Annotated in this window: 12 protein-coding genes; 5 read left to right on the top strand and 7 right to left on the bottom strand. The window is 59.0% G+C overall.

Annotated elements, in window-relative coordinates; genetic code table 11:
• Window positions 1-74: 74 nt before the first annotated feature.
• The 4 genes from AC3WP4_RS08845 to AC3WP4_RS08830 form a co-directional block, all read right to left on the bottom strand.
• Window positions 75-245, bottom strand: coding sequence for a hypothetical protein (locus AC3WP4_RS08845; RefSeq protein ID WP_158242620.1), 171 nt, complete (start codon window positions 243-245; stop codon window positions 75-77).
• Window positions 246-561: 316 nt separating this feature from the next.
• On the bottom strand, window positions 562-1,788 hold the full coding sequence (locus AC3WP4_RS08840) for an RtcB family protein (protein ID WP_102615433.1): 1,227 nt from the start codon (window positions 1,786-1,788) through the stop codon (window positions 562-564).
• 560 nt (window positions 1,789-2,348) lie between these two features.
• Window positions 2,349-2,564, bottom strand: coding sequence for a TOBE domain-containing protein (locus AC3WP4_RS08835; protein ID WP_008145745.1), 216 nt, complete (start codon window positions 2,562-2,564; stop codon window positions 2,349-2,351).
• Window positions 2,565-2,696: 132 nt separating this feature from the next.
• The gene (locus tag AC3WP4_RS08830) at window positions 2,697-3,959 is read right to left on the bottom strand and encodes an OprD family porin (protein WP_074880656.1); all 1,263 of its coding nucleotides are present in this window, start codon (window positions 3,957-3,959) and stop codon (window positions 2,697-2,699) included.
• Between the two features lie 266 nt (window positions 3,960-4,225).
• On the opposite strand from AC3WP4_RS08830, the gene AC3WP4_RS08825 reads away from it, so the two are divergent.
• The 5 genes from AC3WP4_RS08825 to AC3WP4_RS08805 all read left to right on the top strand — a co-directional run bounded on the left by AC3WP4_RS08825 (window position 4,226) and on the right by AC3WP4_RS08805 (window position 12,552).
• A complete protein-coding gene (locus tag AC3WP4_RS08825; RefSeq protein WP_074876147.1) occupies window positions 4,226-5,173 on the top strand; it encodes a LysR family transcriptional regulator in 948 nt (315 codons plus the stop codon).
• A gap of 91 nt (window positions 5,174-5,264) precedes the next feature.
• Window positions 5,265-6,068, top strand: coding sequence for a putative hydro-lyase (locus AC3WP4_RS08820; protein WP_102615446.1), 804 nt, complete (start codon window positions 5,265-5,267; stop codon window positions 6,066-6,068).
• A gap of 478 nt (window positions 6,069-6,546) precedes the next feature.
• Window positions 6,547-7,566: a substrate-binding domain-containing protein gene (locus AC3WP4_RS08815; protein WP_102615445.1), complete on the top strand. Its 1,020-nt coding sequence runs from the start codon at window positions 6,547-6,549 to the stop codon at window positions 7,564-7,566.
• Window positions 7,554-10,574: an EAL domain-containing protein gene (locus AC3WP4_RS08810; protein WP_102615432.1), complete on the top strand. Its 3,021-nt coding sequence runs from the start codon at window positions 7,554-7,556 to the stop codon at window positions 10,572-10,574. The genes AC3WP4_RS08815 and AC3WP4_RS08810 overlap by 13 nt, the downstream gene beginning before the upstream one ends.
• Window positions 10,575-10,692: 118 nt before the next feature.
• Window positions 10,693-12,552 (top strand): ABC transporter ATP-binding protein, encoded by a 1,860-nt coding sequence (locus tag AC3WP4_RS08805; protein ID WP_074876143.1) that lies wholly within the window; start codon window positions 10,693-10,695, stop codon window positions 12,550-12,552.
• A 143-nt stretch (window positions 12,553-12,695) separates the two neighbouring features.
• On the opposite strand, the gene AC3WP4_RS08800 is transcribed toward AC3WP4_RS08805, so the two are convergent.
• From AC3WP4_RS08800 to AC3WP4_RS08790, 3 genes are all read right to left on the bottom strand, one after another.
• Window positions 12,696-13,604 carry an amino acid ABC transporter substrate-binding protein gene (locus AC3WP4_RS08800; protein ID WP_074876141.1) on the bottom strand — a complete coding sequence of 303 codons (909 nt, stop codon included), beginning with the start codon at window positions 13,602-13,604 and terminating at the stop codon, window positions 12,696-12,698.
• A 48-nt stretch (window positions 13,605-13,652) separates the two neighbouring features.
• Window positions 13,653-14,993: a putrescine-ornithine antiporter gene (gene potE, locus AC3WP4_RS08795; protein WP_074876139.1), complete on the bottom strand. Its 1,341-nt coding sequence runs from the start codon at window positions 14,991-14,993 to the stop codon at window positions 13,653-13,655.
• Window positions 14,994-15,071: 78 nt separating this feature from the next.
• Window positions 15,072-17,372: an Orn/Lys/Arg family decarboxylase gene (locus AC3WP4_RS08790; RefSeq protein WP_074876137.1), complete on the bottom strand. Its 2,301-nt coding sequence runs from the start codon at window positions 17,370-17,372 to the stop codon at window positions 15,072-15,074.
• Window positions 17,373-17,381 lie beyond the last annotated feature (9 nt).

Raw genomic sequence — 17,381 nt, 5'->3', positions numbered from 1 at the left:
GTTCAAAAAGCAAAAAAAAACGCCTGAAACCTTGCGGTTCCAGGCGTCTTTGCCTGTTCATTTACGGTGCTAAGTCAGGCATCTATGCCGGAACCACCGATGTTGCCCACGACCTGCTCGGCCAATCGATCGTCGTTGACCGAGGGGGCTGCCCACTCGACTGCGTCACAGTGGGCCTGAACAGTGTCTTGCAGACTTTGTGCCAGCCAGCGATTGGCAGCATTTGCGTAGGTAAACAGGGGCATGGGGCGAATGCCGATCAGTTAAGCCTCAATGCTATTTGTAGCAGCTGGCGAAGCCTGCGTTCGGCTGCGAAGCGGCCGTGAAATCAGACGATGCGGTGTTTCAGGAAGACCGCAAACTCAGGTTTCACGACTGCTTCGCAGCCGAACGCAGGCTTCGCCAGCTGCTACGGATTGTGTCGTCCCTTAAAGATCGGCATTAGGCCTGGGAGCTTCAGAACATCCGAAATTTGCCTTCGCATAGTGCAAGGCAGTGTTGCGTGGCCTTATAAAAGTGCACAAAGGTCAGCAACTCGATGATGGTGAAATTCCATTGTTCCTATCCTTTTACGCACACCACCTGACGCAAGGTGTGCAGCACTTCCACCAGCTCGCGCTGGGCGTGCATGACGTGGTCGATGTCTTTGTAGGCCATCGGAATTTCATCGATGACGGCAGCATCCTTGCGACACTCCACGTGGGCGGTGGCACGGATCTGGTCTTCGACGGTAAACAGGCTTTTCGCCTTGGTACGACTCATGGTGCGGCCGGCGCCGTGGCTGCAGGAGCAGAACGATTCCTCGTTACCCAGCCCGCGAACGATGAAGCTTTTCGCCCCCATCGACCCCGGAATAATCCCCAACTCGCCCTTCTTGGCCGATACCGCGCCTTTGCGGGTGACCAGGATTTCCTGACCAAAATGCCGCTCTTTCTGCACGTAGTTGTGATGGCAATTCACCGCTTCCAGCGCCGCCTCAAAAGGCTTGTTGATCACTTTTCGGGTCGCCTGAATCACCGCTTGCATCATTAACGCACGGTTCTGCCTGGCGAAGTCCTGGGCCCAACCGACCGCTTCAACGTAGTCATCGAAGTGCCGGCTGCCCTCTTTAAAGTAAGCCAGGTCACGGTCCGGCAGGTTGGCGAGGTGCTGACGCATATCCGCCTGAGCCATTTGAATGAACAGGTTGCCGATAGCGTTGCCGACACCACGGGAACCGCTGTGCAGCATGAACCAGACCCGGTCGGTTTCATCCAGGCACACCTCGACGAAGTGGTTTCCGCTACCCAGCGTGCCCAAGTGCCCACGGTTGTTGGTGTTGGCGAGTTTCGGGTACTTGTCGGTGATCGCCTTGAACCGGGGTTCCAGTGCCGCCCAGGCCCGGTCCGCCTCACGCGGAACACTGTCCCAGGCGCCCTTGTCCCGAACGCCGCGCCCAATGGTGCGGCCATGGGGCACCGCTTTCTCGATCGCGCAACGCAAGCCATGCAGGTTGTCGGGTAAATCACTGGCGGTCAGCGAGGTGCACGCGGCGATCATCCCGCAGCCGATATCCACTCCGACAGCGGCTGGAATGATCGCGCCGACCGTGGGAATGACGCTGCCGATGGTCGAGCCCTTGCCCAGGTGTACGTCGGGCATCACGGCCAGGTGCTTGAAGATGAACGGCATCCTGGCGGTGTTCATCAATTGCTGTCTGGCTTCGTGTTCTACCGGGACGCCTTCGGTCCACAGCTTGATCGGTTTGCCGTTGGCGACTTCCAGCAGTTGATAGGTATGGGCTTGCATGATTTTGATTCTTTTCGATTGGCCGATCGTTCGGCGTTGTTCTGGCGCCTGGGGTGAAAAAGGTCGGTGCAACAGGCATGGCAGGTCGCCTGTCGAGAAAGGAACAGCCGCAGACGCGCCCGCTTTGATTTTCCTACTTCGCGAAAAAAGTGGACATCTATATTTACTGAAAACAACCTCCGATGCTTTTCTCCCGTCAGCGCTGATAACAGAAACGCCGCTCACTGAGCTAATGCTGTCAAAAACAAAGCGTGACAGCCTACCGGCCGGCCTGTTTCCTCAACGCCTGCGCGTGTTGATCGTTCCCACGCTCTGCGTGGGAATGCCGCCGGGGACGCTCCGCGTTCCGCTGTCGACACAAGGCTCGAGTCCTGCGCAGGGGTGACGCGGAGCGTCACGGGATGCATTCCCACGCAGAGCGTGGGAACGATCAATGGGTGTCGGGAGCTGCTGATCTGGCTCTGGCTTTTGATCTTGCTCTGCTTGCCCCTTTCCCAGAGGCCGAACGCAGGTATTGGGCAGGGGGCGGGTTCTGCTGGAAAAACGAATAGCCCCCCCTTTCAGAGCTTGGCGATCGAGACTTCAGTGGATTTGACGAAGGCAATCACCTCGCTCCCCACTTTCAATTCAAGATCACGCACTGAACGGGTGGTGATCACCGAGGTGACGATGCCGGAGGCGGTTTGCACATCGATTTCGGAGACCACCTCGCCTGTCACGATTTCCTTGATGACACCCTTGAACTGGTTGCGGACGTTGATCGCTTTGATGGTCATGATGAGGCTTCCTGTCTGATGTCGAGAACATCCGCACGAATGTGCAGGCCTTCAAAATGAACCTCACGGATAAATATTAAAAGGAATATATATCTACTTACTTATTCCTTAATAGAATAACAAGCCCGACCGCTACCACAACGCCACGGTATAGCTAACGATCAAGCGATTCTCATCCAGGTCATTACCGAAGTTCGAACGCACTGACGCGTTACGCCATTTGAGGCCCAGCCCCTTCAATGAACCGTCCTGCACCACGTAAGCGATGTCGGTGTTGCGCTCCCATTCCTTGCCTTCACCTGGCGCAGTGCGTTGCACATTGTCGCCAGAGATGTAGCGCGTCATGAAGGTCAATCCCGGCACGCCGAGTGCAACAAAGTTGTAGTCGTAGCGCGCTTGCCAGGAATGTTCGTCGATGTTGGCGAAATCACCAATTTGCACGAAGTTGACCAGGTACGGATCGCTACGCCCGATATACGCAAACGGATCGTCGCCACTCATGCGCTGATAGCCAAGGCCCAGCGCATGGCCGCCCAGGCTGTAGGTGAACAGCGCGCCGAAGGCCTGGTTGTCGATATCACGAAAGTTGCCGTCTTCGGTGCTGCGCGCATAGCGCACGTCGCTCTTGAGCGACTGCCCGGAGCCCAGGTCCAGCGTGTGCACCAGCCCGAAGTAATTCTGCTGGTAGATGTTTTCCAGCTGACCGTAGCGGTACTGCGCGGTCAGGTTCGGCAGAAACTGATAGTCCGCCCCGGCAAACTGAAACTTGTCGCTTTGCCCGCCGATGCGGTTGGCGGTCATGTCTTGATAGTCGGTGGAGTCGACAAAGTTGATCTGCGTGAGCTGACCGGCCGTGAGCTTCAAGCGATCGATTTCCTGCACATTCACCAGCCCGCCCTTGAACGTGCTCGGCAACAGACGGGTATCGTTGGAGCTCACCACCGGGTCCTTGATCTGCAACGTCCCGAATTTCAGGGTGCTGTTGGACACGCGCATTTTGCCCGTCAGGCCTGACTCGCCATAGCGATCCTGTGAGCCGCCGGACAAATCCGGTGGCAACAGATTAGTCCCCGCCGTCCCGCCACCGGAGTCCAGTTTGAAACCGGCCATGCCCAAAACATCCAGGCCGAAACCGAACGTGCCGGCGGTGTAACCCGACTCCATCCGCAACAGAAAACCCTGGGCCCATTCCTCGGCCTTGTCGCGCGAACCGTCCTGGCGAAAATCACGGTTGAAGTAGAAGTTGCGCGCTTCCAGGCTGCCTTTGCTGTCCGCTACGAAATCCGCCTGAGCGGCCGGCGCACAGAGCAGACCCAGGCCGAGCAATGTGCCAGCCGAGGCGTACCCGTTGAATGGGCAGGTGCGCACCGCTTTTGAAGGCACGTGGACAGTCATGATTTTTTCCATGGAAGAGGTTCCTGCAGCAGCAAGGGAAGATGACGGACACGCCTCATTGTTTTTTTGTGAAAGCGTTGTCGTGGGGGGCAGACGCAGCGACCTGCGTCGTGGGGCGGATTCTTCGTGCCGGGGCAGAACGGCGTCAAACGGGAAAAAGACGAGGTTATGCATAAGAAAATTTGATGCCCGCGATGGCGGACTCTGGAGTAACAATTGCAACCCGCCCCTTCATTACAAGAGCCATAAGCGCCAAGGGAACCGCCATGAACCTCAAATTCCTCGAAACCTTCGTCTGGGTCGCCCGCCTGCAAAGCTTCAGCCTGACCGCCGAGAAAATGTTCAGCACGCAGGCAGCGATCTCCAGCCGGATCGCCGCGCTGGAAGACGAACTGGGCCTGCGCCTGTTCGTGCGCGATTCACGCGGGGTGTCGCTGACGCCCGAAGGTCTCAAGGTGCTCGACTACGCCGAGCAGATGCTCGAGGTTCAGCGCGCACTGAAACACTCGCTGGACAACACCAGTCCGCAGCAGGGGCTGGTGCGCATCGGCGTGATGGACACGGTGATTCACACCTGGCTCAGCCCGTTGATGTCGACCCTGATGCAGACCTTCCCCGCCGTGGAAATCGAGATCACTGCCGACGCCGCGCGCAATCTCTGCGAGCAATTGCAAAAGGGCTATCTGGACATCGTTTTCCAGACGGACCTGATCCGCCACGAAAGCGTGCGCAACCTCGAACTGGCGCACTACCCCATGCACTGGATCGCCGCCAGCAACTCGATCTACGCCCGACCTTATGCCTCGCTCACCGAGATGGCCGGCGAGCGGATCATCACCTTCGTCAAACATTCACGACCGCATCAGGATGTGCTCAACCTGTTGCACGCCCATGGCATCGGCGCACCGCGTGTCAGTTGCGTCAACTCGGTGTCCGCCATGACCCGGCTGATTCGTGACGGCTTCGGTATTGGCGCCTTGCCCGCGGCACTGGTGGCCAAACCGCTGGCCAGCGGCGAGCTGATTCAGCTGGACCCCGGCAGCCGCTTGCCGCAACTGGACGTCGTGGCCTCGTGGCGCGCGGGGGTCGGACTGGAACTGATCGAGAACATCGTCGAGATGAGCCGCCAGGTGGTCTGCCAATACGCGGCGGATGTCGGGCCGTTACTCATGGTGGCGGCGCCCGGCCTCGACAGCCGACGGCCCCCTGAATAACTTTTAGTTGTCTGGGGGCAACAACATTCCTTGTTGGACGGCATCACCGCGGTTTTCTAAAAAGGCTCAACGAACCTGCCGAGACGCCATGATGAATCAACCCGCCCTGTCCTTCGAACAACTGCAGCGCAGCACTCCTCAGGCCCTGCGCCAAAGCATCGCCGCCGGGCACTATCAGGGTCACACCAGCGGCCTGGGCCAAGGCCGGGTGCAAGCCAATATCGTGATTTTGCCCAGTGACTGGGCCAATGAGTTTCTCAGGTATTGCACCCTCAATCGTCAAGCCTGCCCGCTGCTCGACATTACCGAACCGGGCGATCCTTATTTCCGCCATCTCGGAACAGCCATTGATATTCGCCACGACGTGCCCCGATACAGGGTTTATCGCCATGGCGAACTGAGCGAAGAACCGCTGGATATCGAGCACCTTTGGCAGGATGACCTGGTGGCCTTCGCCATCGGCTGCTCGTTCTCCTTCGAACAACCGCTGCTGGATGCCGGCATCCCCCTCAAGCACATCGATCTGGGCCGCAATGTCGCCATGTACCAGACCAACATCGACACGCGCCCCACCGCTCGCCTCGGCGGCAAATTGGTAGTCAGCATGCGACCGATGAAAGCCGCTGCCGCCATCCAGGCCATTCAGATCACCGCACGCATGCCCAACGTCCACGGCGCTCCCGTGCACATCGGCGATCCGTCGCTGATCGGCATCCACGCGCTCGACACCCCGGACTACGGCGACGCCGTCCCCATTGAAGCTGACGAAATACCGGTGTTCTGGGCCTGCGGTGTGACCCCTCAATCGGTGGTGCAGGCCTCACGCCCGCCACTGTGCATCACCCATGCCCCCGGTTGCATGCTGGTGACGGATTTGTGCAACAGCGCTTTGTAAAGGCGTGGGTGTGCCATAACCAAGGAACGACACCCTCTGTAGCAGCTACAGATGGCGTTTTGGGTGCCATTCTTTTTTGCCTGTTGTTTAAGCAAAGTCGAAGCCTTGTAAAACCACTCAATGTAGTCAACGATGCGATTGGCCTTCGTCCCTTGTTTTGTGCCATGGACCCTGTCCCATTTCCTGAATGTTCGGGACTAAAGTTCGCGCACATTACCCACAAAAGACATGATGACAGCGAAACCGACTATCCTTTCGGACAGTGGACGCTGCACTCTTGGCAAAAAGGGACGCCATGCCAGACTATGATCGCGCCATCGGCTCCAGACCCGGCATCATATGCGGTGATCGAACTTGCCTGATCAGGCCCGGGCTACTCTGGCGGGCTTCGATTGCGCTGTTCTGTCTTTTCACCGCCACTCCCGGATTCGGCCAGAACCTGCCAACCACAGCGGATGTCGAAATCGCCACGGTTACGGTGATTCAAGCGCAGGAAATCGTTTCCAGAGCCACCCTCGAAGCCGTGCGCTGGAGCGGCCCTGAATCCGGTCCGCAAGTCCTGCGCGGCAAGAGCATCGCCTTTGTCGCAGAAGATTTGCGCAACGGAGGCATTGTCGGTGTCGCGCAAGGCGCTCGCGAGGCAGCCAAGGCGATGGGCTGGACGCTGAAGATATTCGATGGCGCCGGATCATCGACCGGGCGCGCAAAGGCCTTTTCCGATGCCCTGGCAGCGAAACCCGACGGCTTGATTCTGTGCGGCTCCGACGCCCTTGAGAACAAGGCGGCGCTGGCCCTCTTCGCCAAGAGGGATGTGCCGGTGGTTGCCTGGCACGCCGGGGCACGGCCCGGGCCGATTGACGGCACACCGGTGGCCATGAACGTCACGACCGACCCGCTCGAAGTGGCCCGCCTCACGGCCATGGCGGCAGTGGCACAGTCGAACGGACGCGCCGGCGTGGTCATCCTGACCGACTCCAAATACAGCATCGCCATGGCGAAAGCCAAGGCCATGGAAAACGTCATTCGGGGCTGTCGGGAATGTACATTGCTGGAAGTGCGCGATGTCGCGATTTCCGAAAGTGGCGAGAAGATGCCGGTGATCACCAAGGAGCTGCTTCAGCGCTTTGGCAAGCGCTGGACCCATACGCTGGCCATCAACGATATCTATTTCGATTACTCGATTGCCTCATTGACCAGCGCCGCAATACCCAGCGACGGCATCAGCCTGTTGTCTGCCGGTGATGGCAGCGCTTCGGCTTTCTTGCGCATCCAGGCAAAGACCTACCAGACCGTCACCGTGGCCGAGCCGCTCAACCTGCATGGCTGGCAAGTGATGGATGAACTGAACCGGCTGTTTGCAGGTCAGCCAGTGAGCGGCTTCGTCGCGCCGATTCACCTGGTCAATGCCGACAATATTGCCTTCGACGGCGGAAAGAAATTCCAGTACGACCCTGACAATGGCTATCGAGACATCTATCGCCACCAATGGAATCCCTGACATTGGACGTTATTTCCCGGCTCGGACGCCGGCTATTGCCGCAATCGCTACGCGCACAGTTCACCCTGGCGTTTCTGACGCTGGCGCTGCTGATCCTGGCGAGTGGTGCAACGGCGGTCTATGCCTTGCGCACATCGAACAACGCCACCCGCCAGCTGACGGATGAACGACTGGTCCGCATGCAAAACGGGCAAGACATGCTGCAACGTACCTTGCTGATCGAACGCCAGACCGATCAGCTCCTGACAACCCGCTCCCCCGACACCCTGCGTTCAAGCTATGCGGCGACCGTCGAACAGCTTGAAGCCCTCGATCGACTGGTGCAGCAGCTGACTGCCGCGAACAGTGGCGTGGCGATACTCGATATGCATCAGTCGAGTCAGATGTTCCGCAATACCGCCAACATCGTCGCGCAGCTGCGAGAAAGCCTGCTGCAAACCGAGGTCACCTTCGCGCAAACCATGGAGGATCACACCGCTCGGTTAACTGCGACTCAGGCCCGGGCCAGCCTGGAACTGGCGGTGTTACTTTTCGATCTGCCGCAGGCTGTTGACAGTGATGCCGTGCAACGGCTGCGGACCCGATATGAACGCCTGTCACGCACCGCAGGCAATTTGACCGACGCTAATGTGCAGACACCCGATCTTTTCTCCCTGCGCCTGAGACTCATCAATCAGCAAAACGTCATACAGCGCGTTAATGAGGAGCTGAAGAATGAGGCCGGGGTTCTGGTCGCGGTGGCCCGCGCGCAATCCAGTGCATACACCGAAGACTATCGAGAAGCTCTGCAGCGTCTGGTCGAAGCTTCAAATCGCAGCCAGCAATGGGTGCTGATCATGTTGGGTGCCAGCCTGGTGTTCGCCTGGTTCGTGACTCGGGTCTTCATGGGCCGTCACGTGCTGATGCGTCTGAATGAAATAAGCCGGCAATTGCGTCAGGAACACACTGACAAAACGCATTTGATGATGGCGGAACATGGAAAGGACGAGATCGGCAACATGGCTCGCGCGGTGAATCAATTCCTCAGGGACCGGCTTCAGCTGGAAAAAAGAACGGTCCAACTGAGTATCGCCACAGAGCGGCTCGCCCTGCAGAACAGCCGATTGGAGCAAGAAGCCGTCATCCGCGCCGGGCAACGTCACGTCCTGGAGCTGATCGCCAGGAGCACCGAGCTTGCAGAGGTCCTCGACAGCCTGGCGCATCTGGTGGAGTCCCAGCTGGAGGGGATGATGGTGTCCATCCTGTTGTTGGACGAGGATGGCAAGCACTTGCTGCACGGGGCGGCCCCCAGTTTGCCGACAGCCTATAACCAGCTCATCGACGGGATTGCGATCGGCCCGAACGTCGGTTCATGCGGCACCGCGGTGTATCGACGAGAACCGGTCATCGTCACGGATATCGAGCTGGATCCGCTGTGGGAGGAGTACCGTTCAGCCGCTGCACCCTATGGATTTCGCGCCTGCTGGTCGACGCCGATCCTGTCCCATGAGCGAAAGGTATTGGGGACGTTTGCCTTGTATTCCAACACCGTCCGCAGCCCCAGCTCGACCGAGACGCGACTGATCGACATGGCGACACCGCTTGCCGGCATTGCGATAGAACGCCAGCTGACCGAAAAGCGCATTCGCTATATGGGCGACCATGACGCGCTGACCGGGCTGCCGAATCGCACACTGCTCGAAGACCGTCTCAAGCAGGCAATGCTGTATGCCCAGCGCTACGACCGCCTGGTGACGGTGGTGTTTCTCGATCTGGACAAATTCAAACTGGTCAATGACAGCCTTGGCCACAGTGCTGGAGACGAACTGCTGAAAACCGTCGCCCAGCGCATGCAGGAATGCGTACGCCGTACCGACACGGTCGTGCGACTGGGTGGCGACGAGTTTGTGATCATCCTGTTCGACCAGCCCTCAGACCTCGACGGTGTTACTCCGGCCCTGCACAAAATCCAGGAAGCCATCCTGCGGCCGATTCAGCTCAGCGGGCATACACTGCACGTCACCTGCAGCATGGGGTTGGCCACCTACCCTGCCGACGGCAGCGATACCGACACGTTGCTCAGCAACGCGGACGCTGCCATGTACCGGGCCAAGGAACTGGGTCGCAACAGTTACCAGTTCTATACCAGCGAGATGAATAACAAGGTCCAGGGCAAGCTCGTCATGCAAGACGGGCTTCGAAACGCACTCAACCATGACGAGTTCCTGCTGCTGTACCAGCCCCAGGTGGATTTGCGGTCTGGTCAGATTATCGGCGTAGAGGCACTGATCCGCTGGCAACACCCCGAGCTCGGCATGGTGTCTCCCATCAAGTTCATTCCGCAGGCCGAGGAGACCGGGTTGATCGTGCCGATCGGCGACTGGGTGATTCATACCGCATGCAGACAGAACAAGGCCTGGCAGGATGCGGGCTGGCCGCCAATCACCATGTCGGTGAATATTTCTGCACGCCAGTTCGTCGAAAGGGATCTGATCGAGCGGGTGATGCACGCCTTGCAAGAAACCGGACTGAACCCGAAGTACCTCGAGCTGGAGCTGACCGAAAGCCTGATCATGCAAGACCTTCAGCAGGCCATCAGCAAAATGAAGGAACTGCAAGCAATGGGCATCAGCCTCTCGATCGACGACTTCGGCACTGGCTACTCCAGCCTCGCAGCCCTGAAAAGCTTTCCGATCGCGAGACTCAAGATCGACCAGTCATTCGTGCGCGACCTGCCCGACAACGAGAACGACAAAGCCATCGCCACCGCGGTGATTTCGTTGGGGCACACACTGAACCTGAAGGTCATTGCCGAAGGTGTCGAAACCGAAGAGCAGCAAACCTTCCTGCGTGAAAACGGTTGCGATGAAATTCAGGGCCACGTGTTCAGTACTGCGGTCTGCGCAGAGGAAATCAGCCTGTTATTGCGTACGCCCCGTTCACCTCAACCGAGTCGCATTGCGAGCCCTGACTCGGTGAAGCGAAAACGCGATGCAAATCGCCCAAGCAGCCCAATATCCAGGCATTGAACTGCGCAGGCTCTCGCCCGCCAACCCGGACTTAAGCGCTACCCGCCAATCCACATAGCCCTCATGGCAACCATTTAAATGGCAGAATCGCCTTAACTTGATCGTTTCGGAGACCACCATGCTTCGCGCATTTGAACAAAAACTCGACCCCTTCCCGCCCGACGAGGTGCCGCCGCCACCCGAGGGCCTGGCTCGGTTCCTGTGGGCATGCACACGGGGCGCCCGCGGCTATATTCTCGCCTTTGCGCTGCTCAGTGCCGGGGTGTCGATCTACGAAGCCTGGCTGTTTTCTTTCCTCGGTCAGGTCGTGGATCTGCTCTCGACCTGGCAAGCCGGTGGTGATGCGGCGGCGCAGGAAAGTCGCGTGTTGTGGGGGATGGGCATCGTCATGGTGGCCAGCATCGGGCTGGTGGCGTTGCGGACCATGGTGCAGCACCAGATATTGGCGATCAATCTGCCGTTGCGGCTGCGTTGGGACTTCCATCGCCTGATGCTGCGGCAAAGTCTTTCGTTCTTTTCCGATGAGTTCTCCGGCCGGGTCACCACCAAGGTGATGCAGACTGCGCTGGCGGTGCGCGACGTGCTGTTCACCCTTATCGAGATCGCACCCGGCATCGGGGTGTATTTCATCGCGATCATCGCGCTGGCCGGCGGCTTCGCCCTGAAACTGATGCTGCCCTTCATTGCCTGGCTCGTGTTGTTCGGCCTGGCCATGCTCTACTTCGTGCCCCGCTTGGGGAAAGTCGGACAGGAACAGGCCCATGCGCGCTCCTCGATGACCGGACGTATCTCAGACGCCTACACCAACATCACGACAGTGAAGCTGTTCTCCCATTCCAATCGTGAAGCGCACTTCGCGCGCGCGGCCATGGAGGATTTCAAGCAGACCGGTTTTCGCCAGATGCGCCTGGTCAGCCAATTCGAGATCGTCAACCAGGCATTGGTGGTGGCGTTGCTCATGGCCGCCGGCGGTTATGCACTTTGGCTGTGGCACCTGGGCGAAGTCGGCACAGGTGCGGTGGCGGCAATTACCGCCATGGCGTTGCGTATCAATGGCATGTCGCACTGGATCATGTGGCAAATGACCTCGCTGTTCGAGAGCATCGGCACTGTGCAAGATGGCATGGCAACCCTGACCCGCGGCCCCAAGGTGCAGGATGCGCCGGACGCGGGCGTGCTGGTGACCGCTGGCGGGGCGGTAACTTTCGACAATGTGAGCTTCAACTACAATGGCGAACGCCAGGTGCTCGATGGCTTGAGCCTGAACATTCGCCCGGGCGAAAAAATCGGCCTGGTCGGCCGCTCGGGCGCGGGTAAATCCACGCTTATCAACTTGCTGCTGCGCTTTTATGACGTCGACGGCGGGCAGATTCGCATTGACGGGCAAGACATTGCGCACGTGACACAAGACAGTCTGCGCAGCGCGATCGGCATGGTCACCCAGGATACTTCCCTGCTGCACCGTTCCATTGGCGACAACATTGCCTACGGCCGACCCGATGCCAGCGACGCACAGATCCGCAGTGCCGCGATCAATGCCCAGGCCGATGAGTTCATCAGCCAACTGAGTGACCGCCAAGGTCATACCGGCTACGACACCTTGGTGGGCGAGCGTGGCATCAAGCTTTCCGGCGGCCAGCGCCAGCGCATCGCCATTGCCCGGGTGATGCTCAAGAACGCTCCGATCCTGCTACTTGACGAGGCTACCAGCGCGCTGGATTCGGAAGTCGAAGTGGCCATTCAGGAAAGCCTCGATGAAATGATGAAGGGCAAAACCGTCATCGCCATCGCCCATCGGCTGTCCACGATCGCGGCGATGGATCGACTGATTGTCATGGATGATGGACGCATCGTCGAACAGGGCACCCACACTGAACTGCTTGCCAGGAACGGTATCTACGCGCGGCTGTGGCACCATCAGAGTGGCGGATTCCTGGGTGAGGACCGGGAGATGACCGAGGTTATGGACCAGGTATGAACGTGAACGGCCCGGGGATGATCTGCAAGTGGCGGCGTTGAGTCCGATTGCAGAAAAACTCGTTGGCTGGCTCATTGAACGATGAGCGCCGTATAAAAAGGCCGCCCGCAAGCGTAATGCAGGCGGCCTTTCGCTGACGATTGTCACCGGGGCAATGCATAAACCCTGAACAGTTTTTTCACCGTATCGTCGGTACCGCCCAGGTACTGGTCGTATCCCTTTTCTATGGCGCCGGAGGAATAGGCTTCGCTCAGGGCCGTATCAACCAGCAAGCGGAAGTCTTCGTCGTTGCGATCCACCATCATCGCCACCGGCGAGTACTCGAAAATGCGGTCCAGGACCATCAGGTTCCTGGCTGCGCCCTCCTTCGTGATTTCGTTTCGCAGCAGCATGCGTTCTGAGAAAAAGGCATCGGCCTTGCCCTCGGCGACCAGTTTGATGCCCTGGTCAGTGTTGTCCACGGTCACCAGCGAGGCGATCACGTTGAGCAGGCGCATCCGTTCGCGAATCCAGTCTTCGGTCACTCCTCCCTCAAGGGTCGCGTAGGTTTGGTTGGCCAGACCATTGTTGATGCTGGCACGCCAGGTCGGACCGGTGTAGGCGACCTGGCCGTTGAGCACATTGAGCAAAGGCGCGGCAGCATCCTTGCGCACCACGACTGAGAGGCCAGCGGTATAGATCGGTATGGAGTAACTGATCATCTTGCGCCGCTCCAGGGTTGGCGGAGTCGGCGTGCAGAGGATATCGACCTTGCCCTGGCTCACAGCACTGACCTGTTCCGAAACTTGTACCGGCTGGTAGCGCACTTTGAGGTCGGGCAGACCCAACTCGCTCTTGAGCTTGTCGGCAATTTTCAGGCACAGGTCGATGGCATAACCGTTGGCCTTGTCGCCTTCCTGCTTGCTGAAGGGTGCCAGGTCCGGCATGTAACCCAGCGTAAAGGTGTGGCTGCTGCGCACGCGTTCAAGGGTGTCGGCGCCGGCCATCAGCGGCAGCGTCGAGAGAGCGAGGGCAAGCAGCAGCCTGGTGGTTGTGGCAAATGGTACGTTCATGTCCGGTTTCCCCGTATGCAGATGTCTGTGCAGTCCTGTTGGCAGCGCCTAAGGGTTTACGGCCCTGGCCTGGTTGGTGGCTGGCGCTTCGGTGAAGCGCTTGGCGAGGAATCCATAAAGCAGGTAGCCGACCGCGAGTACCAGGGTGCCGCCCATGACTGCGTCCTTGCCGCAGGCATACAGGGCGTACAAGCAGTACGTGACTGCAATCAACAAAACCACCACGTTACGCGTGTGAACTGCTGATGAGACGCCTGCCTTGTGCATGATCACCAGCAGGCCCGTCAGCGCGGTGATATAGGGGATCAGGTTGGTGACCGCTGCCAGGCTGACCAGCTTGCTGAACTGGGCGGCGGCATCGGGCGAGATGGTCGACAGAGCCATGAGGGTCTGCAGCACCCCGCAAACGATCATGCCAACGACAGGCGCATTCATGGAATTGACCTTGCTGAACAGCTTGAGAAACAGATTCTGGTCAGCCGTCATCTTGGCCGTTTGCGCCAGGGTAAATTGCCAGCCCAGCAGCGAGCCGACACAGGCCATGACGGCCAGGGCCATGACGATATTACCCACCATCGGGCTGAACATCGTGGCGTAGACCAGCGCGAAAGGTGCCGAGGACTTGGCCAGTTCATCGTTGGGAATGATGCCCTGGATGACGGTGGTCGACAGCACATAAACCACCGCGGCTCCGAGGGTGCCGAACAGACAGGCCAGCGGTACGTTGCGCTTGGGGTCTTCCACGGCATCGGTGGCCTGGGCTGCGGATTCCATGCCCAGGAATGCCCACAGGGTCAGGGGTATGGCTTTGCTGACGGCTTCGGAAATCGCCAGGTTGTTGGGGTTCCAGGCGGCGGCCAGCACATCCGGCTTGAACCAGAACCAGCCGATGATGCTCAGACCGGCTACCGGAATGATCACGCCCCACACCGTGAAAGCGCCAATCTTGCCGGTAATGCCAGGGCCACCGAAGTTGGCGAAGGTGGTCAGCCAGATCAGCCCGATCGTGCCGACGCATAACGGAATGGCACCCGTGCCGAGCCAGGGCACGAAGGCCGTCATGTAGCCCACTGCCGAGATGGCCACGGCCACGTTGGCGATGGCCAGGGACAGGAAGTACAGGTACGAACACAGGAAAAAACCGGACTTTGAATGGGCTTCCTCGGTGTAGGCGGACAAGCCGCCTGAACGCGAACAAAAGACGCCGCACTGGGAAAAACAGTAGGCGATGGCCATCGAACCGATTGCGGTGAAAATCCATGACAGCAGCGACACGGCCCCCAACTGAGCCATATTAGTGGGCAACATGATGATTCCCGAGCCCATCATGTTGACTGTTACCAGCGTCGTGAGCCCCATCAGGCCCATTTTTTTGCTTGAATCAGCCATCGCAAACTCCTTGCCTTGTGCGAAGTTTTGAACCTGGGTTCGGCAACGTGCAGCACGCGACCGGACAGGGGCTACTGCTTACTGCTTGACTACGTAAACCTTGTAGGTCGGGCGCCCCTGGCTGTCGCGTTCGATCTCGACGCCATGGTTGTCATGTTCAAAACCGGGAAACCGGCCGTCGAAAGTCTCCATCGCCAGCAAATAGTCGACGATCGCTTTTTTGTCATTGCCTGCTTTTTCACCAGGCATCATCAGCGGAATGCCTGGCGGATAAGGAACGATCTGCACGGCAACGGTGCGATCGACCATATCGCGTACGGCAATCTGCTCGATTTCACCTTTGACCAGGCAGGCAAAAGTCGCCCTTGGCGAGGACACCGGGTCGGGCAGCAAGGTGTAGGCGGCATCCATGTTGTGCAGCATTTTCGTGGCCAGCATGTCCTGGTGCATCTCTTCGGCCAGGTCCTTGAGGCCCAGGCCGCTGTAACGCTCACCATGGCTGTCGACCAGGTCAGGCATCACCTGTTCGAGGGGCGAGTTGCCATCGTAGTGCTTCTTGAACTCCATCAGCCCAGCCACCAGCGAACCCCATTTGCCCTTGGTCACCCCCAGGCTGAACAGCAGCAGGATTGAGTAGGGTTCGGTTTTCTCGACCACGATGCCGCGACTGGAAAGGAAGGACGACACCAGCGGAGCCGGGATGCCGCTGTCCTCCATCTGCCCTTCAAGGGTTTGCCCTGGCGTGAGCACGGTGACCTTGATCGGGTCGAGCATGCAGTAATCGCTGCCCAGGTCGCCGAAACCGTGCCAGGTTGCCGTAGGCCTGAGCACCCAGGCGTCGCCGTGGTGCAACACCTGCGGGTCGACGTCAGCAAACGGCACGCCGTCGATCTGGTCCGGTTGCCACACGCCGAACCACCAGTCCTTGGCGTTGCGTTGCTGTATTTCGTTGTTCAGACGCGCCATGGCTTGGCGAAAGGCAATGGCTTCGTCAATGGATTCATCGGTCAGGTAACCACCGGCATCGTTCATCATTTTCGCCGAGACATCGGTCGACGCGATGATGCTGTATTGCGGTGATGTCGAGGTGTGCATCATGAAGGCTTCGTTGAACAGCGCCGGCTTGACCGGCACCTTGCCCGAGCGGATATGGATCATCGAGGCCTGGGACAGCGCCGCCAACAACTTGTGGGTGGAGTGGGTGACGGTCACCGTGGCGTCGTCGGCATGCCGTTCGCCGCGATGCATGCCATAGCGCCCCTCGTACAAGGGATTGAAACGGGCATAGGCATACCACGCTTCGTCATAGTGAATGCGGTCGACGCTCTGGCTCAGTTCGCGGGTGGTGGTCTGCACGTTGTAGCAGAGACCGTCGTAGGTCGAGTTGGTCAGCACCGCCAGCACCGGCCTGGCAGTCTTGTCGGTTGCCAGTGGGCTGTCAGCGAGTTTCTGTGCGACGGCCGCAGGCGTCAGCTCGCTAAGCGGCACCGGTCCGATCAAGCCACGCGCATTGCGCCGTGGCCGCAAGTACAGCGGCACCGCGCCGGACATGTTCAAGGCATAGTTCAACGACTTGTGACAGTTGCGATCGACCAGAACAGGGTCACCATCGGTCACTGCCGAATGCAGGACAATCTCGTTGCTCGCGGAGCTGCCGCCCACGGAAAAGAAGGTGAAGTCAGCGCCAAACACCCGTGCCGCATATTTTTCCGCTTCATTAATCGGGCCGGAATGGTCATTGAGCGAGCCCAGTTCGCCGACCGAAACACTCAGGTCCGAGCGAAGCATCTGCTCACCGTAGAAGTCGAGAAAAGTACGGCCCACCGCAGTTTTCATGAAGGCGGTACCACCGGTGTGCCCCGGGGTATGCCAGGAATATTCATGGGTGCCGGCGAAGTTCACCAGTGCGCCGAAAAACGGCGGGAGAATACTGTCGAGGTAACGCCGGGCGGCGGCTTCGACGCGTCCAGCGATGAACTCCGGACTGTCTTCGGGCAGCCAGATAAAGCCGTCGATGTTCTCCACGAAAGCCAGCGGCACCTGGCTCTGATGTGCCTGGCTCATGCCGAGCATGATCGGCAACTGTGCCGTGCGGCGACGGATCAGCTGAATCAACTTCAGCGCCTGGTCCTGATTGTTTTCGCAAAGGCCCCAGCCAATGATCGCGCAGCAGTAGGCGGAGTTGGCACTGACGGCGATGTCTGCCTCCTCCAGCGACCCGACCAGTTCCACCTCCATCTCATGCTCACGCAAGACGGCAGCAATCGCCTGAGCACTGCGCAGAATGATGCTGTCGTCATGTTCCTGGATGTTGGCCACGATCAGCACCGGGAAGCGCTGTGCCAAATCGACTGGCAAGCGGGTAAGCGAGTGACTCATGCGTATCTC

It is taken from the genome of Pseudomonas sp. FW305-20 (genome assembly GCF_058788075.1).
This window is presented reverse-complemented; position numbering and strand designations above follow the sequence as displayed.

Excerpts from the sequence above, each read along its gene's own strand:
- AC3WP4_RS08845 (WP_158242620.1), bottom strand. The coding sequence starts at position 245 with ATGCCCCTGTTTACCTACGCAAATGCTGCCAATCGCTGGCTGGCACAA.
- AC3WP4_RS08840 (WP_102615433.1), bottom strand. The coding sequence starts at position 1,788 with ATGCAAGCCCATACCTATCAACTGCTGGAAGTCGCCAACGGCAAACCG.
- AC3WP4_RS08835 (WP_008145745.1), bottom strand. The coding sequence starts at position 2,564 with ATGACCATCAAAGCGATCAACGTCCGCAACCAGTTCAAGGGTGTCATC.
- AC3WP4_RS08830 (WP_074880656.1), bottom strand. The coding sequence starts at position 3,959 with ATGACTGTCCACGTGCCTTCAAAAGCGGTGCGCACCTGCCCATTCAAC.
- AC3WP4_RS08825 (WP_074876147.1), top strand. The coding sequence starts at position 4,226 with ATGAACCTCAAATTCCTCGAAACCTTCGTCTGGGTCGCCCGCCTGCAA.
- AC3WP4_RS08820 (WP_102615446.1), top strand. The coding sequence starts at position 5,265 with ATGAATCAACCCGCCCTGTCCTTCGAACAACTGCAGCGCAGCACTCCT.
- AC3WP4_RS08810 (WP_102615432.1), top strand. The coding sequence starts at position 7,554 with ATGGAATCCCTGACATTGGACGTTATTTCCCGGCTCGGACGCCGGCTA.
- AC3WP4_RS08805 (WP_074876143.1), top strand. The coding sequence starts at position 10,693 with ATGCTTCGCGCATTTGAACAAAAACTCGACCCCTTCCCGCCCGACGAG.
- AC3WP4_RS08800 (WP_074876141.1), bottom strand. The coding sequence starts at position 13,604 with ATGAACGTACCATTTGCCACAACCACCAGGCTGCTGCTTGCCCTCGCT.
- potE (WP_074876139.1), bottom strand. The coding sequence starts at position 14,993 with ATGGCTGATTCAAGCAAAAAAATGGGCCTGATGGGGCTCACGACGCTG.
- AC3WP4_RS08790 (WP_074876137.1), bottom strand. The coding sequence starts at position 17,372 with ATGAGTCACTCGCTTACCCGCTTGCCAGTCGATTTGGCACAGCGCTTC.